Here is a 24,554-nt window from a genome sequence, read left to right as displayed (position 1 = left end):
GACCTATGGAATCTCTCGTGCGGCAAGCTACTACGGCCGATTTAGACTCTCTTGTAAAGATTTTTAGAGCCTGCTGGCTAACCTCATATAAAGATATTTTACCCGAGTCGGTAAGAGATGAAATGAGTGTTGAAAAGGCGCACCAGATGTGGGCACATTCTGTGGCGCCACATGCAGCTCGAACCACCTTTGTGATCGAACTAGCCGGCCAAGTTGTTGGTGTTACTCGAGTTGGAAGTGACGAGTCGAATTCAATGCGAGGACACCTGTTCTCGTTATATGTCCATCCAGATAATGCCGGGCGCGGATTGGGAAAGATTTTGTTAAAGCACGCACTCGCTTCACTTCGCGAGATTGGATTTGAAGAAATCACGCTGTGGGTCTTCAAGAACAATGCCCCGACTCGACATTTGTATCGCTCCTTAGGATTTCAAGAGACCGGGCAAGAGCGCATCGATGATCGCTGGAAAAATCCAGAGATCGAAATGCTTGCCCCATCTAAATTATTCTGACTCGCACCGGTTTTACTGGATTTGCCGCCGGCACGTGAAAACCATTCACTCCTGGTGTAAGAGAACCCAAAATCCGTTCACCACGTGCACCGGTACAGCTAGGTACTTGTCCAGCATGACCATGCATTGATAGAAAGCCAATAAGGGCAAAAGTTACGCCCTCTTTAGCCCGTGGATCAATACCTAATGCACCCATCGAAAGCACTTCACACCTACTTAAGCGTTGGCCCAACCTAGCCATTAATACCGGGTTTGCCGATCCTCCTCCCGCAACGTAGAGCTTGGCAAGTTTAAACTTTTCAACTTCTTGTGCCACAGTTTCGACAGTTAATTCAAGAAGCGTCGCCATGAGATTTGGAAGGTTCCATGTATCTATTGCACCGGCGAATTCAATAATGTACGGTAGATGAAATAACTCTTTGCCCGTTGATTTTGGTGCAGGTAGTTCGTAGTAAGGCTCTGAAAGAAACTTCTTAAGTAATACCTGATCTACAACTCCAGTTGCAGCAATGGATCCGCCGTCATCAAATGATTTGGCACCTTCTGTGAAAGCAAAAATCGCAGCATCCATTAATCCATTTGCTGGACCAATGTCATAAGCAGTAGATGTTAATCCTTTTCCTGCAATTGTGATGTTAGAAATACCACCTAAATTTAAAGCGCCCTCAGGTTGCTCACTGGCATTAAATAACAAATGGTCGAGAATGCTTACCAATGGAGCTCCGTGTCCTCCTGCTGCAACATCTCTAGATCGAATATTCGAAAGGACGGAAACGCCTGTTTCTTCGGCTATCCAGCTTGGTTCACCTAATTGCAACGTGCCCTTAGCTTTGTGTTCGGCATCAATCCAGTGAAAGAGTGTTTGACCATGCGAAACAATGAGATCTGGCTTGAATTCGAAACGCTTCATAGTCCTTTGAGCCGCTTGGGAAAACTCTTGCGCAATTCGTGTATCTAAAATACAGACACGTTCCATCGTTATCTCGCGCGGAGGCATTGAATCTGCGATCAAATCATGAAGCTCGCTCGTGTATTCAACGCTTTCGAAGCCAACTTGCTTGATTTCAATTGTGTCGCCAACTTGCTCGAACTCACAACAAGCAATATCCATTCCGTCATACGAAGTACCGGAAATCATACCTATGATCTTCATGCCTTTGCCTCCATACATGCCACTTGGTGTTTCGGGGAGATTTCAGTAAGAATTTGGGGGACTTGCGCGCATGCCGGAGTGGCTTTTACGCACCTTAAGTGAAATGCACAGCCAGTCGGCAAATTAACCGGGTCAGGAACTTCGCCTTGCAGAGTTTTTGAAAGTGACTCGGGGTTACCGATAACTGTGTGATCAGGCATCGCTTGAATTAACGCTTGCGTATAAGGATGTTTAGGATCATTAATTACCTGCTCCCAATTTCCAAACTCTACAATTTTGCCTAAATACATCACTGCGACAAAATCACTAATGTAACGAATCATTGCAAGATCATGGCTTATGAAAATGTAGGTAAGACCTAACTTTTCTCGTAGATCAATTAACAGGTTCATCACTTCTGCTCGAACTGAAACATCAAGGGCGGAGACTGGCTCATCAAGTACTAAAAGCTTAGGTTCAGCGGCTAATGCACGAGCGATGCTTACTCGTTGCCTCTGTCCTCCCGAAAGCTGATGGGGATATCGATTTTTTAAATCATCTGCCAAACCGACGAGAGAGAGAAGTTCAGAGACGCGAGAATCAATGTCTTGCTTTTCAACTAACTTGTGAACGAAGATAATCTCACTTATCGCATCCCCAATTCTCTGTCTTGGATTAAGCGATGAATAAGGATCCTGAAAAACAAGTTGAACTACGGATTTCTTTGTTGAAAAGCTTCCCTTATTTACATTATGAATCGGTGAACCGTTCCATATAATGCTGCCACTATTAGGCGCTTCAAGTCCAGTGACGAGTCTTGCGAGTGTTGATTTTCCACAGCCACTTTCGCCAACTATTCCAAGAGTTTTTCCTCTAGGAAGTGTAATATCCACGCCATTAAGCGCGTGAATGATGGTTTGGGTTGAAACTATCTTATACAGCTTCTCTACATTCTTAATTTCAAGATTCATTATTTACTCCCTATCGGGAAGAAGCATGCTACTGAGCTGTCGTCTTTTATTACCGAAAGTGGGATTTCTTTATGGCATCGGTTCTGCGCGCGTGAACAACGGGCAGCAAATCCACAAGAATTCCCCACTAGCCAGGGCTTTTCAGGGACACCTGCGATTGAAGTTAAGCGTTCTCTTTGTGTACCAGTAGAAGTTGGAAGTGATGAGAGAAGTCCGTCCGTATATGGATGTTTAGGCCTCCTAAAAATCTCTTCAACGGTACCCGATTCAACGATTCTTCCGGCATACATAACGTTTAATCGGTTTACTAGATTTGCAACAACCCCTAAATCATGGGTAATCCAGAGCATTGACATATCTCTCTTTTTTCGAGCATCAGAAACAAGTGCCAAAATCTGCTGCTGAATGGTTACATCTAAAGCCGTTGTTGGCTCATCTGCAATCAGAAGTTTGGGCGATAGCAATAGGGCCATAGCAATCATAATTCGTTGGCGCATTCCACCTGAAAATTCATGCGCATAACTTTCCATTGCACGGTTCACATCTGGAATTCCAACTTCAGAGAGAAGTGCTCTGACTTGATTATCCGATTCAGAATCAATTCCGTCATGAGAGGCGATTACTTCTAGTAACTGTTTGCCGAGTTTCATCACAGGATTCAATGCAGTCATTGGATCCTGATAAATCATTGCAATTTCATTGCCACGTATCTGTCGTAACTCATCAGTTTTTAAAGTTAGAAGGCTCTTGCCGTTGAATAAAATTTCGCCACTTACAACACCAACACCTCTAGGTAAAAGTCCAAGAATTGAGAGCGCAGATAGGGTTTTCCCAGATCCACTTTCACCAACAACGCCGACGGCTTCACCTGGATTTATATGAAATGTAACGTTGTTTACGAGTACCCGTGGATCTTGAATAGTTGAAATTCCTAAATCAATAACTGATAACAATGGTTGTGCGGTCATGAGCTTCTCCGAGCTGGATCTAAGGCATCACGTAAGCCATCACCAACCAAATTCAATCCCACAACAACAATCGTTATAAAGAGTGATGGGAAAACCAGAGTCCACCACGCAAAGGCTGCGAGAGGTTGAGCTTCCGAGACCATTAGGCCAAGCGAAGGAGTCGGTGGTTGGGTACCTAAACCAAGGAAACTTAAGCCAGATTCAGTCAAAATCGCCCAAGATAGCGAGAGTGCTATTTGTACAACAATTGGCGCAAAAACATTTGGAAAGACATGTTTTCTCAGAATTCGAAAGGATGAAAAGCCAAGAACTCTCGAAATTTTAATGTAATCCATCTCTTTAACTGTTAAGACAGGACCGCGTGCTACACGAATAAATATCGGTGTGTAAACAACTCCAATTGCAAGAGCTGTGTCATACCAATCATTGCCGAGGCTAGCCACAATCGCTAAGGCCAACAAAATTGCCGGGAAAGCGAAAAATACATCACTTACGCGTGTTACTAATTGATCGAACCATTTACCAATATATCCTGCGAGAATTCCGAAAGAGACGCCTAAAGTGGCGGCGAGAGTGACAGCGGTAATCGACACAGTAAGCGATCTGCGCATGCCCTCTAATGTTCGCGAAAATACATCTCTACCAAACTCATCTGTTCCAAACCAAAAGTGGGCAGAAGGACCTTGCAAAATATTCTCAATGTGTTGTTCTACTGGGTCATAAGGCGTTATACCAAAGATTGAACAGATGGAAACAAGAATCATGATCAAAACTAGTACTGCGCCCACGATACCGCTCGTGCTTTGTAAATAGTAATGAAGTGCGCCTTTTGCCTTCTCCTCTTTATTTCTCATTTTTTTATCCGAGGATCGATTTTACGATAGATAATATCTGTTGCGACATTAATTAATACAAACATAATGGCAAAAATCATGATGCTGCTTTGTACAGTTGCATACTCGCGCTTCATGATTGCATCCAAAATCTGTCGCCCCATTCCGGGAAGTGCGAAAATCTTTTCGACAATTACCGCGCCACCTAACAAGTATCCGAATTGAATTCCAGTCATTGTCACAATGGGTATCAAAGAATTACGTAAAATATGTCTAAGCTGCACTGTATTATTTGGCACACCCTTGCCATGGGCTGTGCGTACGAAATCTTTGTCAACAGTTTCAAGTAGCGCAGATCTTGTTGTGCGCATAACCGGAGCAGCCACAGCGATACCAAGGACAAGACCCGGAAACATCATCTGTTGGAAGTTCATCCAGGGGTTCTCCCACGGTGTCATGTACTCATAACCATTGGGAAAGTAGTGAAACTTATTAGCCATAATTGTGACTATTCCAGTGCTCAAGACAAATCCTGGGATTGCTAAGGCCAATAATCCAAATAGTTGGCCAGCGAAATCCCTTGTACTCCCAGGCTTTTTAGCGCTAAACATTCCAATTGCAATCCCGAGAATTACGCCAAGCACAGTTCCAATAATTGCAAGTTCAATAGTTACTGGTAACGAGGATTTAGTAAGCGTGGCAACTGAAACGCCTGTGGAGTAGGCAAATCCAAATTTTCCCGAAAGGAAACTTTGCATCCAAGAGATGTACTGCATAAACAAGGATTGATCGATGCCATAGTAGACACGAAGCTCAGCTATCTGTTGTGGTGATAGCGCCCCTGTTTCAATTCCAAAGGCACCAGTAATCGAGTCTCCAGGAATAACGCGAAGAACTAGAAATACAAAAACCGATATTCCAAATAGTGTTGTAAGTACGCTGAGGGTACGGGAAACACCGGGGTACTTCATAATTCGTCTAAAGTTCATCGCTAGCTGCCTCCCATCCCTAAGCTGACATACTGTGAAATTTCAAGAAAAGGGCGGTGTGTGAAATTAGATTCCACACACCGCCCTCATGTACTTACTTGAGGTCTACCTTACGTAGTTCAATTAATGAACCTGTTGCAAGCGGGATGAATCCCGTTACATTCTTAGTAGCTACGCGGTATTCGTATGGTGAAAACAGCCAAATCCATACAGCGTTATCTTCCAACTCATTTGAAATAGCCGTATAAGCAGCTTTTCGGTCTGAGTCGCTGCCCGATGATTTACCTTTAGCAAAGTTAGCATCGAGTGTCGCAGATGAATATCCAGCAACCTTATTAAGGTTACCTGTTGATGTGAAGTAGCGGGTGTACATCGTGTCTGGATCGATACGACCACCATTGTTTGCAACAGATGATCCAAAGTTTCCAGCTAACCAGCGAGAAATAAAGGTCGAATCATCTACTGCATCAATCTCCATTGTGATTCCAGCTTTAGCTAGCTGAGATTTCAAGCTTTGAGCTGTGCCTGAAGCAGTAGCAAACTGAGTTGGTGCAACCATTGTTTTGAACGTTAATCCATTTGGATATCCAGCATCGGTCAAGTACTGCTTGGCCTTAACTAAATCAACGTTTGGACATGGGCGAGATTTTGGATTCGATGCATAAGCAGGACTTGTAATTGGCCCAATCACGGCACCTTCACCTGATGAAGCCGTTTTCACAACTTCAGCTCGGCTCACTGCGCATTGAATAGCAAGGCGAACGCCGAGCTTGTCGAATGGAGCTACTTTCGCATTAAGTTGGAGTGCAACATATGCCAAACCTGGAGTCTTATAGACTTTTAGGTTTGATCCTGCCTGCTTTGCAACAAGTGGACTTGTAATCACAGAGAACTGAATTGTTCCTGCATTAAGCGCAGAGATAATTGAAGCTTCTGTTGGGATCACGCGGAATGTAATTGTATCTAACTTTGGCTTTCCGCCCCAATAGGTTGTGTTGGCTGCAAGTTTGACACTTTGACCAGGCTCCCAGGAAACATATTTAAAGGGACCAGTTCCGTTTACAGTTTTACCAACATTACCCTCTTTTATATCATCGCTCGAAAGCATGGCCATGTTAACTCCATCTAGCGCAGCTAAAATAGCCACGTTAGGAATTGTTAGCTCAAGCGTGACTTCATATCCTGAAGCGCGAATCGATTTAATTGTCAATATATTTGCACGTGCTGCCGCTTTCGTAGCAGGATCAAGAATTCGCTCAAGAGATGCTTTTACATCTAATGCATCAAAGGCTGATCCATCTTGAAACTTAACACCTTTGCGAAGGTGAAGACGTAACTGCGTTCCCTCTGCATTGAATCCCCATGAGCGGGCAAGACCTGATCGAATATCTAATTTTGGTCCTACTTCGACTAGTGAGCCGTAGACAAGACCTAGTGCGCGAACAGTTGCAAAGCTAGTTGCTACCTGTGGATCTAACTTATCAATATCAAGCGTTAACCCGATATTTAAATCTTTGCTAGCCGCTTGTGCTGGTCCTGCTGCAATGAGTGACCCAGAAATTATGGATACTGATGCAGCAATCGCCACCAATCCGCGGATGCGGCGTTGTGAGATTTTCACTTATTTCCTCCTCGTTTGCGATTTGATGGTTGCGAGCGCATACCCTCGTCTGCACTCACTTTTGCTCCAGAGCGACTACCCACCGCTGCTCTAGATTCTTCAAGAGCTGACTTGGTGCCGCTCCAGTTTCTCTGTGCCAAAGCGACACAGAGACAATCAACCACCGTTAGTTGAGCAATACGGCTAGCCGTTGCTCCAGAACGGAAGGTGGTTTCCCGTGCCGATGTATGTAAAACAATATCTGCAAGAGCTGTTGCAGTACTTCTTAGAGCATTTGTAATTAAAATTATCGAAATTCCACGCGACTTGAATGCTTGCATAACATCAACGACATCTATTGTCGTACCGCTATGACTAATAGCAACTAGACAGTCACCGGCTTTAAGAAGTGATACCGAAGTTAAAGCAGTGTGTGCATCACTCCATGCAGTTGTAGATTTACCCTGCCTGTTCAACTTCAACTGTAAATCCATTGCTACATAACCACTGGAAGCAAGCCCAAATATTCCAATCGTTTGCGCGCTATTCCAAGCATCAACTGTTCTCATAAATGAGTTAATATCTAATCGTTCAGCAGTGGTTTGAATTGCTCGAGAATCGGCAAGGGCAATTTTTCTTATTACTTCTTCTATTGAATCTTCAAGTTCGATACCGCTATCAAGCTCAGAGATATTTTGAGTGTCTAAACCATTACGACTTACTTCGCTAATCAGAGCCCTTCGAAACTCCGGGAATCCCTTATAACCAATTGCTTTACTGAAGCGAACAACCGATGCAACTGATGTTTTACTGAAGTCAGCTAGTTGTGAAATATTTAGAAGTGAAACACCGTGCGGATCTCGAAGTACACAGTTTGCAATTGATGCTTCGCTGGCATGGAAGGATTTAAATGAGCTTTTGATTTCACCTAATAGGTCGCTATAGGAAGTACTATTCGTTGAGGGGCTCTTTAGCGAAACTGCCAATTGCTTACCCCCTCATGAAAATAACCTTCAAGAAATATTGTGATTGGTGAAAATTATCGCCGAAATCCCGACACGTCAAGCCTATTTTGGTAACGAATCGCCGTTATCTAACGATCGGTGAGTGCTTCTCGGATCCGATTTGATGATGCCTGTAAGCGCTCGCGCGCGATTTCAGGCTCAACATGCAGAAGCAGCATGAGAATCGCCACTTTCACCTCATGCCCCGAAGCTTTTAACGCCTCACTCGCTTCAATTTTTGTCGAACCAGTAGCAGTTTGTATTATTCGTACGGCACGATCTGCCAGTTTTCCATTGCTTACTTGCAAGTCGACCATCAGATTTCCAAAGGTCTTGCCAAGGCGGACCATTGAAACGGTTGAAATCATATTGAGGACAAGTTTTTGCGCAGTTCCTGATTTAAGCCGAGTCGAGCCTGCAAGAAGTTCGGGGCCAGAGTCGATGTCCAAGGCGTGATCACTAATCTTGCCGAGCTGTGAATTGGGATTAGAAGTTAAAGCGATTGTTAGCGCCCCGACTCTGCGCGCATATTCAATTGCCCCCATTACATATGGCGTTCGACCGCTTGCCGCAATTCCAACAACACAATCAAGTTGTCCAACATGTACAGATTTCAAATCCTTCACACCTAGTTCAGGCTGGTCCTCAGCACCTTCAGCGGCATTCTTAATTGCGCTGTCACCCCCAGCTATCAATGCTAAAACTTGATCCGATGTAACGGAAAATGTTGGTCCGCATTCGGCTGCATCTAAAATACCTAAACGCCCCGATGTTCCCGCGCCGATATATATAAGTCGGCCCCCTTGAAGCATTCGATCCACGATACCATCAATCGCTTTTTCAATTTTAGGAAGAACTAAACTTATGGCTTTAGGAACTTCGGCATCACTCTCATTCATGGCAAGTAATAACTCTGAGACTGTCATGACGTCGAGCATGTTAAATTTAGAATCAACTTGCTCGGTTCTTAGTAAACCTATCTCATGCTCGTTGTTAGCATTTGTCATAGTTCCAGAAGAATAGAGTAGATATTCAAAACTATCTAGCAACGGCGCATTCCTCTACACTTAATTCGTGATTCGATTTGCTCGTAAAGAGGATTCCCCCCGCATTCTTGCGCTTATAAAGGATCTTGCCGAGTATGAAAAAGCACCGTTAGAGGCCAAAGCTACGCTCGAAGCGATAGAAGAATCTCTCTTTTCGCCTAACCCGCATGCCTATTGCCATGTGGTCGAAGTCGACGGACTAGTAGTTGGAATTTCAATCTGGTTTCTTAATTATTCAACCTGGCTCGGTAAGCCCGGAATTTACCTTGAAGATCTCTACATAGATCCCGCTTATCGCGGAAAAGGTTTTGGTCTAACACTATTAAAAGAACTCGCAAAGATATGTGTCGAACGAAATTACGAGCGATTACAGTGGTGGGTCCTTGATTGGAACCAGCCTGCAATTGAGTTCTACAAATCCCTTGGAGCTGTGCCCATGGATGCGTGGACCGTATTCCGAGTTAGTGGAGATGCACTCAAGAAGTTAGCCGTTAACTCTTAATCACCAAGTCAATTTCTATCTATGTTCAAAATATCCAGCGCTTGCCAATCTGCACTTATTCCCGGCGCGCGCAACTAATCTTATCGCCCCAATCTTACGGGCGGGTCTGGGCATATCGCTTTAATATCGCAAATCGATGGGCACCACCTTGAATTTCGACCAAAGTTTAAGCCTTCTATTTGCAAGCTCTTATATTTGCTTTTTCTTTGGCAAATAACCCATGCGTTTAGATATACGTGCTGCCGAATCAAGAAGTAGGGGTACGCATTGGGGAAGTTCGGACTTAAATCGATCTGCAGGGCCACAAATGCTAATTACTGCAACTGGTTGACCTGAACGGTCAAAAATAGGTGCGGCAACAGATGCGGAGCCTACCTGACGTTCGCCAACTGATTGTGAAAATCCTCGAGTACGAATCTGACGCAGTTCATTAATAATCTTAGAAGGGTCGGTTGGAGTCGCAGGTGTTAAAGGCTTCAGTTTCCGCTTCAAATATTGCAAGATTTCCGTTTCGGGCATCCATGCTAAGAAAGCTTTCGATGAGCTTCCGGCATGAAGAGGATAAGTTATCCCCATTGCAACAGACATTACAATCTCTCGGTTAGGAATAACCTGATCGACATACAACCTCTCAAATCCAGATCGAATAGAAAGTGTTGCAGTTTCTTGAGTTGCCCGAGACAAAGCTGCTAACTCGGGCGCAGCAATTGAACGTATATCGAGTTGAGATAAACAAGTAAGACCAAGCGCCAACGAGGATGTTCCTAACGCGTACCGTCTTGTATCTTCAATTAAATCAACAAAACCCCTACTCCTAAGAGAGGCCAAGATTCTATGAACTGCTGCTTTTGATATTCCGAGGTTAAGGGCAATTTCAGTGACGCCTAAATCTGATTCACCGCATTGTGAAAAAAGCAATAACACATCGGCTGCGCGTTCTACAGTCGCAATACGCTGTGATTTACTTTTAGAAACCATTGATCGTGCCTTTCCCAAAATGGAATCTCGTTCCGCAGAGCGTAACACCATAAAATTGAATTGTGAAGAGGAAACACTTGTTGATGCACCACATTTCAGGTATTGTAATGGAATAGAGTTTCACTAGGTGGAACACTCGGTTTTTGTGAAAGGTGCGGCGATGGCGACATACGACTTACTGATTAAAAATGTAAAAGTGGTAAATCACGATGGCGAATCTGCTACGCCACAAGAAATTGCTGTTACCGATGGCATCGTCACGGCGATCGGTTCCGGGCTAGATGAAAGCAACTCTAAGAAGGTTGTTGATGGCACCGGGCGCGTGGCATACCCGGGAGCAATTGATAGCCACCAGCATTGGGGTATCTATAACCCTCTCGACCAAGACACCGTAACTGAAAGTAAAGCATCTGCCCAAGGCGGCGTCACCACCGCGATTACGTATATGCGCACCGGCCAGTATTACTTAAATAAAGGTGGCAGTTATTTAGACTTCTTCCCTGAGGTGTTAGCGCTTAGTGAAAATCGTGCACACATTGATTACGGTTTCCATTTAGCTCCAATGACCAAGCAGCACATCTCAGAAATTCCCGAAATCATTTCGCAATTCGGTGTGAGCTCGTTCAAGATCTTTATGTTCTACGGTAGCCATGGTTTACATGGTCGCTCAAATGATCAGAGTTCATTCTTGATGACTCCCCCAGATGAGCGTTACGATATTGCCCACTTTGAATTTGTAATGCGTGGAATTCAATCAGCGCGCGAAAAATTTGGCGACAAGGCTGATGCAATCTCACTCGGTTTGCATTGCGAGACTGCAGAAATCATGAACGCGTATACCAAGATAGTTGAAGAAGAGGGTAAATACAGCGGGCTTGAGGCATATCACCAATCACGCCCGCCACATTCAGAAGGTTTGGCAATCACAATCGCTTCGTATTTGGCATATGAAACTCAACTTCCAAATATAAATTTGCTGCACTTATCATCGCGCAAAGCGGTAGAGGCTGCGCTCATGATGCAGAAGACTTTCCCGCATATCAATTTCCGTCGCGAAGTCACTGTAGGACACTTGCTCGCCGACATCGAGAACTCCAAAGGTGTTGGGGGCAAGGTAAATCCACCACTTCGTCCGCGCGCTGATGTGGAATCACTTTGGGGCCACCTCAAAGCGGGCGAACTCGACTGGGTGGTTAGCGATCACGCTTGCTGCAAAGAAGAACTTAAGTTTGGAAATCCCAAAGAAGATGTCTTCTTGGCAAAATCTGGTTTCGGTGGCGCTGAATATCTATTGCCAGGAATGGTTACGGAAGGTCTAAAGCGCGGTTTAACTCGACCAGAAATCGCCAAGTTAACTTCATATGCACCTGCCCAACGTTATGGCTTAAAGAACAAAGGTTCGTTAGCGGTAGGTTTTGCAGCCGACATCGCTCTCGTTGATGAGAATGTCAATTACACAGTGCGCGCTACTGATTCAGAATCGACGCAGGAATACACACCGTTCGAAGGTTTCACTTTAACTGCCAAAGTTACCGACACATTTGTGCGCGGCAATCACGTTCTAGAGAATGGCAAGATTGTTGATGCGGCCGTTGGAAAATATCAGTTCCGAGCTTGAGCGCATTAAAAGGAATTCGCGTACTTGATGCCGCAACTCTATTTGCGGGGCCGATGGCTGCCACCATGTTGGCAGATTTTGGCGCTGAAGTGATCAAGATTGAACATCCGACTAAAGGTGATCCAGTTCGTTTGCACGGACACTCAAAAGATGGCGTACCGCTTTGGTGGACCATGTTGGCACGTAATAAGAAAACCCTTGCACTTGATTTAGGAAAGCCAGCTGGTAGCGAAGTATTAAAAGAGTTAATTAAGAAATCCGATGTCTTCATTGAAAATTTCCGCCCAGGCACGTTAGAGCGTTGGGGAATTGGCCCAGAAGTTTTATTAGCGATCAATCCGAAAATTATTATTGCTCGCGTAACTGGTTTCGGTCAGTTTGGTCCTTACTCAAATCGTGCCGGCTTTGGAACTTTGGCGGAATCGATGAGCGGCTTCGCCGCAATGACTGGCGAAGTAGGTGGGCCACCGACTTTGCCACCATTTGGTTTAGCCGATGGCATAGCTGCATTAGCTACCTCGCAGGCAGTTTTAACTGCTTTGGCAGCGCAGCAGAACCCACTTAGTGAAGCTTTCGGAAAAGGCCAAGTAATTGATTTGGCAATTATCGAGCCGATCTTGGCGATTTTAGGACCTCAACCAACTGTTTATGATCAACTCGGAATCGTGCAGCCACGTTCTGGAAATCGTTCGGTAAATAATGCCCCTCGCAATACTTATAGAACTAAAGATGCTAAATGGGTAGCCATCTCGACATCGGCTCAGTCGATTGCGGAACGAGTAATGCACTTAGTTGGTCATCCTGAAGTTATCTCCGAACCATGGTTTGCTTCCGGTGGCGAACGTGCCAAGCATGCCGACTTACTCGATGGCTATGTTTCCTCCTGGATTGCTGAACGAGATACTGCTGAAGTTGTTTGCGCTTTCGAAGAAGCTGAAGCAGCGGTTGCTCAAATTTACGATATTCGGGACATCATGGCCGACAAACAATTCCAAGCCCTCAACACGATCACTACCGTTGAAGACCCGCAATTAGGACCAGTAAAAATGCAAAATGTTCTTTATCGCTTAAGTGAAACGCCAGGTGCAATTAACTGGACAGGTCGCGCTAAAGGACAAGATACCTATGAAATTCTGGCAGAAACGATAGGTCTGTCAGAAAGTAAAATTGCCGAACTCGAAGCCGTGGGAATCATCTCGCAAGCCGAATCAGCCAAGGGAAAGTGACGCTATGACCAAAATCTGGGATCAGCTAAAAGATGCTCGAGTTATTGATCTTTCACAGCCAATGTTTCGTGGCATGCCGCAATCCCCTAATCACACTCCGTTTCGCATGGTGCTTGACCGACGACATGGCGATGTAGTTTCTACAGCTGGTGGTTCTGCTTCAAATGAAATTATTGTTACTGGTGCACATGTTGGTACTCATATTGATGCACTTGCACATGTCTCATTCCAAGGAAAACTATTCGGCGGTATAGATGCGCAATCGGTAATGAACCATATGGGGTTTAGCAAGCACGGAATCGAATCGGTAAAACCATTTTTATGCCGTGGCGTTTTTCTAAACGTGGCAAAGGCCTTAAATAAAGAGGTTCTCGGCCCAGATTACGAAGTCACAATTGCCGACCTTGAAGCCGCGCAGAAATTAGGGGGAGTTGAAGTAAACGAGGGTGACGTTGTATTAATTGGAACTGGCTGGGCAAAGAACTGGGGCGAGAAAGAACTTTTCCAAGGCCAAACACTTGGTACTCCTGGAATTGGCCAAGCTGCTGCTAAATGGTTAGCTGCAAAGAAGCCAAGTGCATGCGGTGGCGAAACAATTGCCTTCGAACATATTCCAGCTGGTGCTGGTCACCGTGAACTACCTGTTCACCGCGTCTTTTTAGTGGAGTCCGCAATTCATATTATTGAAACCATGAAGCTAACTGAGCTGGCTGAAAGCGGCGCTTCAGAATTTCTCTTTATTCTGGCACCACTTAATTTGCAAGGTGCTACCGGATCACCCACTCGCCCATTGGCTGTATTGGTTTAATGAATCTTACGAGCAGCGAAAAAACTAGCGTTCAGCTTCTGGCTGAGTTCGCTGCAAATACCAAAGTTCTCTCATCTGAAATTACCGCTGATGCCTGCGAACGAATTCTTGATGTACTTGGAAATAGTTTGGCTGGCCGCGCGGAATCGATCCATGAAACAGACCCTGATCGCGCTGTCGAACGAGTCGTAGCGGTATGGGGCGGAAATCCAACTTCGAGTGTAATTGGCTCACAATTAAAGTTGCCATCTGCAAGTGCGGCGTTAGTCAATGGCACCTTGGCCCATATTCTCGATTTTGATGACACTCACTTGCCTTCGGTTCTACATCCTTCGGCTTCGATAGTTCCGACCGCATTGGCAGTTGCCGAAGAGGTTGGTGCGTCGCCTGATCAAATTCTGCGATCAGTTGCTATCGGTATCGAAATTACCAACCGTCTTGGCATGGCGTCATACATTCCAAGTGCCGGCAATTCAATCTTCTTCGAAAAAGGATTCCATGCTACTTCGATCTGTGGAACCATCGGTGCCTCAGTAACTGCTGCGATTTTGTATGGTCTTGAAGAAGCGAAAATCGCTGATGCCATGGGAATCGCAGCAAGTATGGGTGCCGGAATCATTGAGGCTAATCGCACTGGCGGCACGGTAAAGCGAGTTCACTGCGGATGGGCAGCTCACGGTGGCGTAGTCGCCGCAAGCATGGCACGCGAAGGTATTACTGGTCCACCAACTATTCTTGAGGGTCGCTTTGGATTTTTCAATGCATATTTAGATGGTCAATACAATGCCAACGCACTGTTAGATGGCTTAGGCGATCGTTGGGAACTCTTAAAGACTGCCTACAAACCATACCCAACTAACCATTTCACTCACCCAGGTATTGATTGCGCTTTGGCGCTTCGGGCGCAAGGCATCAAAGCATCGGATGTGGAAAATATTGAGCTAGGAGTTGCAGCGCCTGTGATTCGCACCATTGGCGAACCTCGAGAAGAAAAAATTCATCCTAAATCTGGTTATCACGGAAAATTTTCTGCGCCATACACGATAGCAACAGCATTTCTCGGTGGTGGTGGGTTAGGTATCTACCTCGATGATTTCTCGGAAAGCAATTGGGATCAACCAGAGCGGTTAGAACTGGCAGCAAAAGTAACTGTCGTTGCTGATGATCGAGCTACACAAATTTTCCCAAATGCCTTCGCCGCAGTGCTGACTGTTAAAACTAAAGATGGCAAAACTCATTCCCACCGAGTAGATGCCAGTTTAGGAAGTAAAGAAGCGCCACTTACCAAAGCGCAGATTATGCAGAAATTTAATTTAAATGCTTCGCGTTACTTGACCACTGATTCAATTGCGCAAGTCTCCAAATTTGTGAATTTTGAAAACCAAGGTGACCTAGCCTCATTAATGAAACTCTTATCAACTAAGAACATATAAACAGAAGGTATTTAAAGTTTGCTGCATTAGAAAATCTAAGACGTTTATCTACTTTCCTGTAACTAAGGTACGACGAGCAATTTTGGCAATCGCTTCATCAATCATGCGGCCTTTGGCATCGAGTGCAACACCACCTCCTGCCGCAGCTAGGCGATCGAGAATATCTTGTGCCGCAGCAAGTTCTTCAGCATTAGGTGTAAATACCTCGTTAGCAATTTCAATCTGTGCTGGGTGAATACATGCACGACCGAAGTAACCCCACTTTTTAAAATCTTGCGAGCTCTTGCGATAAGCAACTAGATCTTTAAAGTTAGTCGATACCGCAGCAACTGGTGGATTAATTCCTGCTGCAGCACTCGCGAATACTGCCATGCTGCGAGCGAATTGTGTGGTGGTTTCACCAGCAGCGTCGGAAACGCGTAAATCAGCGCGTAAATCAGCTTCGCCCAATTGCAAGCGAGTTACACGTGGGCCAGTTGCGATCGCTTGCGCATTGAAAACGCCAGCTGCCGATTCGATTAATGCAGAAACTTCCAGCGGCTTAGAAATGCCACGAGAGCTTTCGAGCCCAGTTAGAATTGAATTTAGGCTTTCAATTTCTGCCAAAGTTGATGCTTTAGCTAAAACAATTCCACAACAATTCTGGTGAACTGCAGCCGCTAAATCAGACTCGAGGACACCTTTTTCTGGATTGACGCGCACCCAAATCTCTACCGAAGAATCGAGATCATTGAGAAAAGAAGTTAGGTTTTCGCGAGCGGTACCTTTATCGGTTGGCGAGACACCATCTTCGAGGTCAACAATTAGCGCATCCGCACCACGGCCAAGGGCTTTAGTTAATCGCTCTAAATCATTGGCAGGCACATATAGATGGCTACGTGCGCTCATTATCCGATTCGTGTCCTTCCACTAAACAGTGATTTAGAAGTGGACATATCTAGGATATGAATAGTTCTTTGTGCATAGAAACACAATAACATATTCAAATAGAAGAGTTAGCTATTTAGCGATTTCCAAATTTCAACACATTTTTGAGAAACTTGAATATCTTCTACCCCTGAGGCGCCTGCACTTGCAATTGCGCCAACAATTTCACCATCTAGATAGAGCAACTCGCCGCCCATGGAGAGAACCAATTTATTGGGACTTGTTCCCATAATGCTCGTATAAACAACTGGCCTCTTTTCAGCAGCTTCAACCGTTTTCGCAGTTGGTCTGCCAAACCAGATAGCAGTGCGAGCTTTTGCTGCAACCGACTCAATCGCTGCCATCGAAGCGCGCTCAGTTCGAGCGAATGAGACCAGATTTCCACTGGCATCGACCAAAGCCACGGTCATCTCTAAGCCAAGTTCTTTTGCGAAATTAATACCGGCTAAAACAACTTGTTGCGAAAGCTCTGGTTTATGAATATGTGCACTCATTGCGATACTCCCCTGCTTCTAGGTTAATTAATTTAACGAGCACCGCGAACTCCATAATAAATTCCGGCCGATTCAAGTAGTCGCTTCTGAACTTCACGGGCGTTAGCGAAGATTTCCTGCGGATTCATGCTTTGATGTTTGTAATCGAATATATACCACTTGCCATCCATTGCAACGTGCTTAACACATTTGGATTTAGCTGCCATTACAACTTGAGAAATTAGGCCGGCAGGTGGCTGCAGCTCAGGCGAGTTGCCATCAATTACTAGTAAATCTGCTCTTTTGCCCTTTTCAAGAGAACCAATTTGGTCAAATAACTTTAAAGCCTTAGCACCATCTCGCGTGGCCATCTCTAAGGCTCTAAGCGGCGTGAAAGATTCTTGGTCGCGGTTGAGACTTCGTTGCGCTAAAACTGTAGTTTTCATCGTTTCAAAGAAATCATGGGAACCATTTGGATGATCTAAACCAAGACCGACGGCAATTCCTTTCTCGCTATATCTACGTAAGTCCGGAACCACTAAGCCCATATGCATATTGCTAACTGCGCAATATGCAGCAGATGCTCCACTTTGGATAACTAATTCAACTTCTTCATCATCGAAGTGGACTGGGTGCGCAAGTAATGACTTATCATCGAGTACGCCAAGTTTGTCTAAATGAACTAGAGCCGGATATCCGAATTCCTTGCGAGCCCATTGATCGAATTCCTCTGAGTAAGTCAGATGCATAGCCATTAAATAGTTGCGCTCAGCATGGAGTGCTTTTATCAATTTATCTGTGACGCGAGGCAACGAGAGCGGCTCAGGCTCAATCGTTACACGTTCATTTTGATAAGTAGCGCGTAAGCGCGCTAATTCTGCGACAGACTCGGAAACCGTTAATTGATACTCACTTGGGACTAGTTCGGTCTTATTGACAAAAGCCGCGCAGAAAATTACGCGAAGACCTGATTTAACCGCAGCAGAAATGGAGCCATCTAGTTTCGAGAGACCTTTCCAGGTCGATTGTGAATCAGTTGTGGTGGTTATGCCACTTTCCAATAATTGCAAGTATCCAAGCGAAGCTCCAGCCTCACATTGATCACGATCAAAGCCAACTGACAATTTTAGCCAAGCCCCCTCGCTAACCGTGCCAACGGCCATCTTACGTTTTGGTTCTGTTCCTTGAAGCAGTGAGCTGGCAATGTGATGATGAGTATTTACAAATGAAGGTAACAAGATGTCATCTGCAAAATCGAGCAGGGTTTCACCGTTCTGCAATTCTGGCCTACCCGGGCCAACTTCGGTGATCAGGTTATCTTTAATGCGCAGAAAACCCGGAGAGTAAATATCACCGGCATCATTCATGGTTATAACAGCCGCGGCATAAATTAACTGCGCATTGCTATTAGTCATGATATGCCTCTCGAAATTCACTTAATTGACTCTAAAACTAGGAGTTTTTCTGGGCAGCCTCACGTTTTGCAATAGCTTCATCCCATTGTTCGCGCAATGGATATTCTGATGGGCCGACCTCGGTGATAATTCGCATTATGCGATCCATAAACTCATCGCGAGTCTTATCAAGAACTAATTTTTCAGAATCAGTTGGTTTGAACAAATCAATATCGCCTGGCTTAAGTTCGCCGTTGCGAACGAGCTGCATTTCAAGTGCTCTAATTCGAGTATTAGCAACATGTAAATCCATGCCCAGTTGAAGAATTAAATCGAATAACTTAGAAACTTGAGGGTTACCGAAGAAATCAAATTCTTTAGACATTAGGCCACCTTCGTTGCTTGTAGAACGCACCATGGGAAGTGCCAGTCAGATCGTTCTGGCCAACCTTGTGGACGCAAACCATCAGCGCGTTCATCAAAGGCAACCCATTTGACATCTTTCAAACCAAACTTTTCACATTCTTTAACCAAGTCAGTTGCAAATAATGCGCGGAAATATGGTTCGTTATTGCGTTCGGCATGCTCGTATACAGTGGCATCTCGCACTGGATCGCCAGTTGGTTGGAATTCGAGGAATCGTATTACGCCACCAGGCTTTAATAATCGGGCAGCTTCGCCGATAGCTTCAATGATTGCAGTTTGTGGCATCTCATGGAGAATCATGGTACCGGTAACTAAGTCGACTGAAGCATCAGGCAGCCCAACTTTACGGCCATCCTCCTGGCGGTAGTGAATTGGTAGACCTTCGGCTTCGGCTTCAGCATGAGCCAATTTCAAACCTGGTGCAGCTAAGTCAACACCGATTACCTCAGCACCTGGATATCGATGAACTAATGGCCGCGTACTCTTACCAAAACCGCAGGCGATATCTACTATACGAGCATTTTCTGGAAGATCTGGAAGCGCAGTGTTAGCAAATAACTTATGGAACTTATAGCCATCGTTATCACGCAACATTACGATTCGGGCTCCGAATTGGTAGACATAACCCGATAAATCATTTGAATAGAAACTACCCGGCTGCATGTGAATATCAGTTTCGGTGTACCAGTTAGGTAGATTAAGTTCCGGATCCAATTTAAGCGAACCTTTGCCTACTACGGGTGCTGCATTTAATTGCGCAAGTAGTTCATCGCTACAACGGAAAACTACATCACTACCTAACCGCCACATCATTTTCTGGCCAATCCGCTCGAGATGGCTAAACCAAGAATAAAGTGACATATTCTTCATTTTAATTTCGCCCTCTTGAGGCGAGGAAATTTTTTCACCAGAGTTCTTAAACTCATTGACGAAGGCTGGATATACTGTTGCCGACCATTGCTTTCTTAGAGAAAGAATGAAGTCAGCGCTGGCTCGTTCATCTAGAGTCAACATCTCTTCTATATCGCGCATATCTTTTCCTCTTCTCTCTATCCAATTTCTAAAACTTAATAAGCCTGACAAGCACACCCATCAAATGCTGGCAGTAAAGCCATTTCGGTAGGCAAGATTGGATCATACTTAGGCTTCCAATTGAACTCTCTTGAATCTGGTTCGTAAATAGTGCTAAGTGGACCGCCTACCGTTCTAAATAAATAAAGATTGCCGGTCATTGATCCAAAAGGGCCATGTGGTTCCTCAGGTGGGCGCCAGAAATAGGCTCCAGGAGTCATTGTGCCTAAGTGGCCAACTAACTCACCTGATAGTAGGTATGCCTCCTCAACAACTGGGTGTTTCTCAGAACGCATTCCATATCGCAGCGGCATAGTTCCAAGTACCCAAGTTTCATCTTGAGTTACCGGATCACGGCGCATCCATTTGCGACCGGCGCCAGGTGGGAAATCAGGATTGAAGTTTCCGCCCCATTCGCCTGTAAGTGCATCGATATGTTTGATTACTCGCTCTACCTCAAGGTCTGGGCTATTTGAATCAGCGGTGATTGCAATTGGAGCAACGCTAAAAAATGTCAGGACTATGGCACCATTGCTTGAAATTTCTTTTGTGTGATATCCCCTTGGAAAGTGGCCATAGTTATAACGAGCGTACTTTTGGCCATCAATAGTTATTTCGCCATCGATTACAAAGAATTCTTCATCTGCACTTAAATAGTGGCTATCAGAATATTTATAACCCTCGGGATATTTAAGGAGTAGCGAACAACCACCACTTTCGATATCCAAACTCAACTCACGAATCAAAATTCCTGGACGAACCTTGGTTACATATGCTTTTTCAAGCCATGGTAGTTGTTGAGATTGTATGAACTCAATAAACGGTCTGCCCATTTGTTTCTCCTAAGTACTCAGTTATTTTGATGAGATGAAACTGATATTTGGTTGCAACTCACCTGGATAGAAACAGGCAACTTTGCGACCATTCGGCAAAATTTGTAAATCTGGAGTATTAGAACTGCATTCTAGTCTGGCGATTGGGCACCGTGGGTGGAACGAGCAACCTGTTGGCCGTGCTATCGGAGATGGAGGTGCACCATTTAAAACAATGCGGTCGCGGCGAGATGCCTCATCAAGAGCAGGCACTGCCGAGAGCAAGGCAGCGGTATATGGATGCTGAGGGTTTGCTACAACATCGTCGCAGGCGCCTTCTTCGACAACTTTGCCTAAGTACATAACTACAACTCGCGTGGCTAAGTGATAAACAAGGCGTAGATCATGTGAAACTAAAATATAAGAGATATCGCGCTCTTCTTGAATACTTTGCAGGAGATTAACTATCTGGGCTTGTGTCGATACATCTAGAGCAGAAACTGGTTCATCGGCAACCAATACTTTGGGATCTAAAGTTAGCGCACGGGCAATTGCGATTCTTTGGCGTTGACCACCTGAAAATTGGCTAGCCCGACGGTTTAAGAAATCTGCACTTAGCCCAACAGCCCTAAGTGATTCACCAGCTTTTTCATCTCGCTCTTTAGCGCTTAACTTAAAGTGCGCACGTAGTGGTTCGCTTATTACCTGCGAAACTGTCATGCGTGGATCCAAACTTGAGTATGGATCTTGAAACACCATCTGCACTTTCTTGCGAAAATCCTTTAGTGCTTTTTCAGATAAATTAGTTATCTCTTGCTCTTCAAAGAATATTTGCCCTGAAGTTGGTGCATAAGCTCGCATGAGGGAAAGCGCTAAGGTAGTTTTACCGGAACCAGATTCACCGACGATCGCAACTGTCTCACCTGCATTTACATAAAATGAAACTTTATCGACTGCGCGAAGTGAACCGGCTGGAACTCTAAAAGTTACCGAAAGATCTACCGCATCTATAAGTCTCTTAGCTGAGCTCATTTAGTCGTTCCTGTCACTGGGTGAAAGCAAGCAATGTTGTCGATAAAGGTAGGCTCTGCTGCGTTGCATTCCGCGTCTGCAAAGGAACAGCGAGATGCAAAGCGACAGCCAGGCACAACTTCGGAGATGGTTGGCGGAGATCCCGGAATTGGGTTAAGCGCTGGTCTCGCCTGATCAAACTTAGGGATTGCAGATAACAAACCACGTGTATATGGATGCTTAGGATTACTTAGAATTTCTGAAACTGGGCCTTGTTCAACGATATTTCCAGCGTACATAACCACAATACGATTACAAACATCAGCTGCAACAGCTAAATCGTGAGTAATAAGCATCAAGGCTGCATCACCCATTCCGCTGCGCAATAAGTCCAATATTTGAGCCTGAATCGTGGCGTCAAGGGCGGTGGTCGGCTCATCAGCAACAACTAATTGAGGCTTATTGATCAATGCTAACGCGATCATTACGCGCTGTCTTAATCCACCTGATAGTTGATGCGGATATGACTTCATTCGCTCTTTCGGTGCCGGAATTCCAACTGCAGTTAAGACATCTAGAACTCTAGCTCTGGCTTCTTTCTTACTAATCTGATTGTGACGTCTGACAGATTCAGAAAGCTGACTTGAAATAGTGCGAACTGGGTTTAGCGATGTGAGTGGCTCCTGGAAGACCATGGAGATGTAATTTCCGCGCAATTTTCGCGCCACAGTATCTGGTGCGGTAACCATATTAGTATCCCCAATTAGTATTTCACCTTCAACTTTAGCCGCCGATGGCTGAATGCCTAACATGCTAAGGCCCATCATTGTTTTACCAGAACCGGACTCGCCCACAATCGCAATACGCTCGCCTGGATTAATAGTTAGGTTTATGCCACGGACGACTGCCGAATACCCCGCTGGAGTTGGAAAACTAACAACCAAATTCTTAATCTCGATGGCATTACTCATTGCGAAACTCGCGTACTTCTAGAGTGTTCACGTGCATTTAAGCCTTCGCCCAAAAGATTGGCGGTAAAGATGGTAATGATAATGGCAGTAACGGGACCAAACATCATCCAAGGTGCGGTTTCCATATATAACCGACTCTCGTTGAGCATATTTCCCCAAGTCGGAGTACCAAGTGGCGCACCCAAACCGAGAAAGGAAAGGCCGCTCTCAGCTATCAGAAGTTCAGCAAAGGTGAATGCGGCGACTACCTGAATTGTTGGACGCAGCGCCGGAAGAATATGAGTGAAGATAGATCGAATGCCGCCAATTCCAAATAAGCGGGCAGCTGTTACATACTCGCGTTCGCGCAAAGTGAGGGTCTCGGCATAAACAATTCGAGCGATAGTGGGCCAGCTAACTAAGCCTAAAGTTAGAGCTAGCGGCCAAAAACCGCGGCCAATAACAGTAACGATGGTGACTGCGATAATTAAATAAGGGAACGAAATTCCAATATCAATTACTCGGCTCAAAATAATTCGCAGATGCTTTCGACTCCATGCCGCGCTGACCCCAAGTGAGATTCCGATAAAGCTACCTAGCGTGGTTCCGACAGTTCCTATACCGAGTGACCATCTGAAACCAGCTATAACACGCGAGTAAACATCTTGGCCCAGCGCATCAGTTCCAAGCCATGCTCCTTTGAGACTCGGTGACTGTAATCGCAGCGTCAGATCTGAGAGTGCAGGGTCGACTCGATAAAAATAGGGTTGAAAGATTGCAATCACAAACAGGAGCATGAAAAGGATGGCACTTATTTTCAATGTTAATAGCGATTTATTCTTACTCTTAAAAATTTTCCGTCTGGTAATTGGCATAACTGGTTTTTGTAATTCTTGGTTCATAGCTGGCTCCTGCGCAATCTTGGGTCAGCTAATCTGAAGACTTGATCCATGACTAAATTAACAATAAAAACTAAATAGGCAACTACAAATACAGTTGCTTGGATCGTAGGAAAATCCAAATTCGTTATTGACTGCACCAAAATTAGACCTAGTCCTGGCCAAGCAAAGATATATTCGGTGATAAGCGCACCTGATAATAGGAAAGCAAATTGTGCGCCAAGTAAAGATGCTGTTGAAAGCAGAGCATTAGGTAGAGAATGCTTGATTAATAGATCTCTCGGAGACGCACCGTTGGCTTTGGCGGTTCGGAAATAATCTTGGTGTGTTGTATCTTCGATACTTGCTGCTACTACTCGAATTAAGTTAGGTGAAAGTGCAAGGGAAAGAGTTGCAGTCGGCAGCACCCATGACCAAGTCCCGGTACCGGCAATCGAAGGCAGCCAACCAAGCCAAACTGAGAAGATTTGAATAAGTACAAGTCCGATTACATAGGCTGGCGTGCCCTGTGCCACGCTCACTAAAGTGCTTAGAATCTTGCGGCGACGCTGAGTTGGCTTTGCTCCAAGCCATACGCCTACTGGAATAGCCATAATTGAATTAAAGAAGACCGCCAAGAATGTAAGTTTTAGAGTTGAAGGTAGGTACTGGAGTACGAAACCAAGAGCTGGCTGCAAATTTACAAGAGATTTTCCAAAATCAAGTCGCGCGATATCCCAAATAAAAATTAAGTATTGCTCTATTAGCGATTTATCAAAACCATATTCGTCAGAAATGGCAGCGATTGTCTCTGGGCTTGCTCCTTCACCTGCCATCAAGATGGCTGGGTCACCGGAAAGGCGCAGCAATAAAAAGAGAGTTGTTGAGATAGTCCCAAGCAGAATTAATAACTGAAGTAGTCGTGATCCAACTACTAGCAATCTAACCTTCAAAATTTAGCCTTTCTATTATGCGAGCCGGGCTCTCGGATG

Annotated in this window: 25 protein-coding genes; 6 read left to right on the top strand and 19 right to left on the bottom strand. The window is 45.0% G+C overall.

Annotation, left to right across the window (positions count from 1 at the left end; genetic code table 11):
• Window positions 1-5: 5 nt before the first annotated feature.
• Window positions 6-512, top strand: coding sequence for a GNAT family N-acetyltransferase (locus Q8K48_08590; protein MDP1852452.1), 507 nt, complete (start codon window positions 6-8; stop codon window positions 510-512).
• Here the strand turns inward: Q8K48_08590 and Q8K48_08585 are convergent.
• The 8 genes from Q8K48_08585 to murQ form a co-directional block, all read right to left on the bottom strand.
• Window positions 499-1,665 carry an anhydro-N-acetylmuramic acid kinase gene (locus Q8K48_08585; protein ID MDP1852451.1) on the bottom strand — a complete coding sequence of 389 codons (1,167 nt, stop codon included), beginning with the start codon at window positions 1,663-1,665 and terminating at the stop codon, window positions 499-501. The genes Q8K48_08590 and Q8K48_08585 overlap by 14 nt on opposite strands.
• The gene (locus tag Q8K48_08580) at window positions 1,662-2,615 is read right to left on the bottom strand and encodes an ATP-binding cassette domain-containing protein (GenBank protein MDP1852450.1); all 954 of its coding nucleotides are present in this window, start codon (window positions 2,613-2,615) and stop codon (window positions 1,662-1,664) included. The genes Q8K48_08585 and Q8K48_08580 overlap by 4 nt, the downstream gene beginning before the upstream one ends.
• Window positions 2,615-3,583, bottom strand: coding sequence for an ABC transporter ATP-binding protein (locus Q8K48_08575; GenBank protein ID MDP1852449.1), 969 nt, complete (start codon window positions 3,581-3,583; stop codon window positions 2,615-2,617). The genes Q8K48_08580 and Q8K48_08575 overlap by 1 nt, the downstream gene beginning before the upstream one ends.
• Complete coding sequence (locus tag Q8K48_08570; protein MDP1852448.1) at window positions 3,580-4,437, bottom strand: ABC transporter permease; 858 nt, start codon at window positions 4,435-4,437, stop codon at window positions 3,580-3,582. Before Q8K48_08570 ends, Q8K48_08575 begins: the two co-directional genes overlap by 4 nt.
• Window positions 4,434-5,405, bottom strand: coding sequence for an ABC transporter permease (locus tag Q8K48_08565; GenBank protein ID MDP1852447.1), 972 nt, complete (start codon window positions 5,403-5,405; stop codon window positions 4,434-4,436). The genes Q8K48_08570 and Q8K48_08565 overlap by 4 nt, the downstream gene beginning before the upstream one ends.
• A 94-nt stretch (window positions 5,406-5,499) precedes the next feature.
• On the bottom strand, window positions 5,500-7,026 hold the full coding sequence (locus Q8K48_08560) for an ABC transporter substrate-binding protein (protein MDP1852446.1): 1,527 nt from the start codon (window positions 7,024-7,026) through the stop codon (window positions 5,500-5,502).
• On the bottom strand, window positions 7,023-7,991 hold the full coding sequence (locus tag Q8K48_08555; protein MDP1852445.1) for a MurR/RpiR family transcriptional regulator: 969 nt from the start codon (window positions 7,989-7,991) through the stop codon (window positions 7,023-7,025). Before Q8K48_08555 ends, Q8K48_08560 begins: the two co-directional genes overlap by 4 nt.
• A 107-nt stretch (window positions 7,992-8,098) precedes the next feature.
• Entirely contained in the window at window positions 8,099-9,016 is a 918-nt protein-coding gene (gene murQ, locus Q8K48_08550) for an N-acetylmuramic acid 6-phosphate etherase (protein MDP1852444.1), read from the bottom strand.
• Between the two features lie 67 nt (window positions 9,017-9,083).
• Here murQ and Q8K48_08545 point away from each other — a divergent pair, with 67 nt between their 5' ends.
• Window positions 9,084-9,557: a GNAT family N-acetyltransferase gene (locus Q8K48_08545; protein MDP1852443.1), complete on the top strand. Its 474-nt coding sequence runs from the start codon at window positions 9,084-9,086 to the stop codon at window positions 9,555-9,557.
• Window positions 9,558-9,746: 189 nt separating this feature from the next.
• Here Q8K48_08545 and Q8K48_08540 read toward each other — a convergent pair whose 3' ends face one another.
• A complete protein-coding gene (locus Q8K48_08540; GenBank protein MDP1852442.1) occupies window positions 9,747-10,535 on the bottom strand; it encodes an IclR family transcriptional regulator in 789 nt (262 codons plus the stop codon).
• A gap of 160 nt (window positions 10,536-10,695) precedes the next feature.
• On the opposite strand from Q8K48_08540, the gene Q8K48_08535 reads away from it, so the two are divergent.
• Genes Q8K48_08535 through Q8K48_08520 form a run of 4 tightly spaced genes read left to right on the top strand, consistent with a single transcriptional unit; the run spans window position 10,696 to window position 15,620 of the window.
• Window positions 10,696-12,153 (top strand): dihydroorotase family protein, encoded by a 1,458-nt coding sequence (locus tag Q8K48_08535; GenBank protein ID MDP1852441.1) that lies wholly within the window; start codon window positions 10,696-10,698, stop codon window positions 12,151-12,153.
• Window positions 12,150-13,379, top strand: a complete 1,230-nt coding sequence (locus tag Q8K48_08530) for a CoA transferase (protein ID MDP1852440.1) — start codon at window positions 12,150-12,152, stop codon at window positions 13,377-13,379. Before Q8K48_08535 ends, Q8K48_08530 begins: the two co-directional genes overlap by 4 nt.
• Before the next feature lie 4 nt (window positions 13,380-13,383).
• Entirely contained in the window at window positions 13,384-14,187 is an 804-nt protein-coding gene (locus Q8K48_08525) for a cyclase family protein (GenBank protein MDP1852439.1), read from the top strand.
• On the top strand, window positions 14,187-15,620 hold the full coding sequence (locus Q8K48_08520) for an MmgE/PrpD family protein (protein ID MDP1852438.1): 1,434 nt from the start codon (window positions 14,187-14,189) through the stop codon (window positions 15,618-15,620). Before Q8K48_08525 ends, Q8K48_08520 begins: the two co-directional genes overlap by 1 nt.
• A gap of 48 nt (window positions 15,621-15,668) precedes the next feature.
• Here Q8K48_08520 and Q8K48_08515 read toward each other — a convergent pair whose 3' ends face one another.
• From Q8K48_08515 to Q8K48_08470, 10 genes are all read right to left on the bottom strand, one after another.
• On the bottom strand, window positions 15,669-16,508 hold the full coding sequence (locus tag Q8K48_08515; protein ID MDP1852437.1) for a CoA ester lyase: 840 nt from the start codon (window positions 16,506-16,508) through the stop codon (window positions 15,669-15,671).
• A gap of 107 nt (window positions 16,509-16,615) precedes the next feature.
• A complete protein-coding gene (locus tag Q8K48_08510; GenBank protein ID MDP1852436.1) occupies window positions 16,616-17,041 on the bottom strand; it encodes a heme-binding protein in 426 nt (141 codons plus the stop codon).
• 32 nt (window positions 17,042-17,073) lie between these two features.
• Complete coding sequence (locus Q8K48_08505) at window positions 17,074-18,435, bottom strand: amidohydrolase family protein (protein MDP1852435.1); 1,362 nt, start codon at window positions 18,433-18,435, stop codon at window positions 17,074-17,076.
• 37 nt (window positions 18,436-18,472) lie between these two features.
• Complete coding sequence (locus Q8K48_08500) at window positions 18,473-18,799, bottom strand: hypothetical protein (GenBank protein ID MDP1852434.1); 327 nt, start codon at window positions 18,797-18,799, stop codon at window positions 18,473-18,475.
• Window positions 18,799-19,872 (bottom strand): class I SAM-dependent methyltransferase, encoded by a 1,074-nt coding sequence (locus Q8K48_08495; GenBank protein ID MDP1852433.1) that lies wholly within the window; start codon window positions 19,870-19,872, stop codon window positions 18,799-18,801. The genes Q8K48_08500 and Q8K48_08495 overlap by 1 nt, the downstream gene beginning before the upstream one ends.
• 35 nt (window positions 19,873-19,907) lie before the next feature.
• Complete coding sequence (locus tag Q8K48_08490; protein MDP1852432.1) at window positions 19,908-20,744, bottom strand: DUF4437 domain-containing protein; 837 nt, start codon at window positions 20,742-20,744, stop codon at window positions 19,908-19,910.
• A 21-nt stretch (window positions 20,745-20,765) separates the two neighbouring features.
• Complete coding sequence (locus Q8K48_08485; GenBank protein ID MDP1852431.1) at window positions 20,766-21,755, bottom strand: ATP-binding cassette domain-containing protein; 990 nt, start codon at window positions 21,753-21,755, stop codon at window positions 20,766-20,768.
• Window positions 21,752-22,705: an ABC transporter ATP-binding protein gene (locus Q8K48_08480; protein ID MDP1852430.1), complete on the bottom strand. Its 954-nt coding sequence runs from the start codon at window positions 22,703-22,705 to the stop codon at window positions 21,752-21,754. Before Q8K48_08480 ends, Q8K48_08485 begins: the two co-directional genes overlap by 4 nt.
• Entirely contained in the window at window positions 22,702-23,586 is an 885-nt protein-coding gene (locus Q8K48_08475; GenBank protein MDP1852429.1) for an ABC transporter permease, read from the bottom strand. The genes Q8K48_08480 and Q8K48_08475 overlap by 4 nt, the downstream gene beginning before the upstream one ends.
• Entirely contained in the window at window positions 23,583-24,515 is a 933-nt protein-coding gene (locus Q8K48_08470) for an ABC transporter permease (GenBank protein ID MDP1852428.1), read from the bottom strand. Before Q8K48_08470 ends, Q8K48_08475 begins: the two co-directional genes overlap by 4 nt.
• Window positions 24,516-24,554 lie beyond the last annotated feature (39 nt).

It is taken from the genome of Candidatus Planktophila sp. (assembly GCA_030681675.1).
GTDB lineage: Bacteria > Actinomycetota > Actinomycetes > Nanopelagicales > Nanopelagicaceae > Planktophila.
Note: the sequence above shows the minus strand (reverse complement) of the source record. Positions and strands in the feature narration are given on the sequence as shown.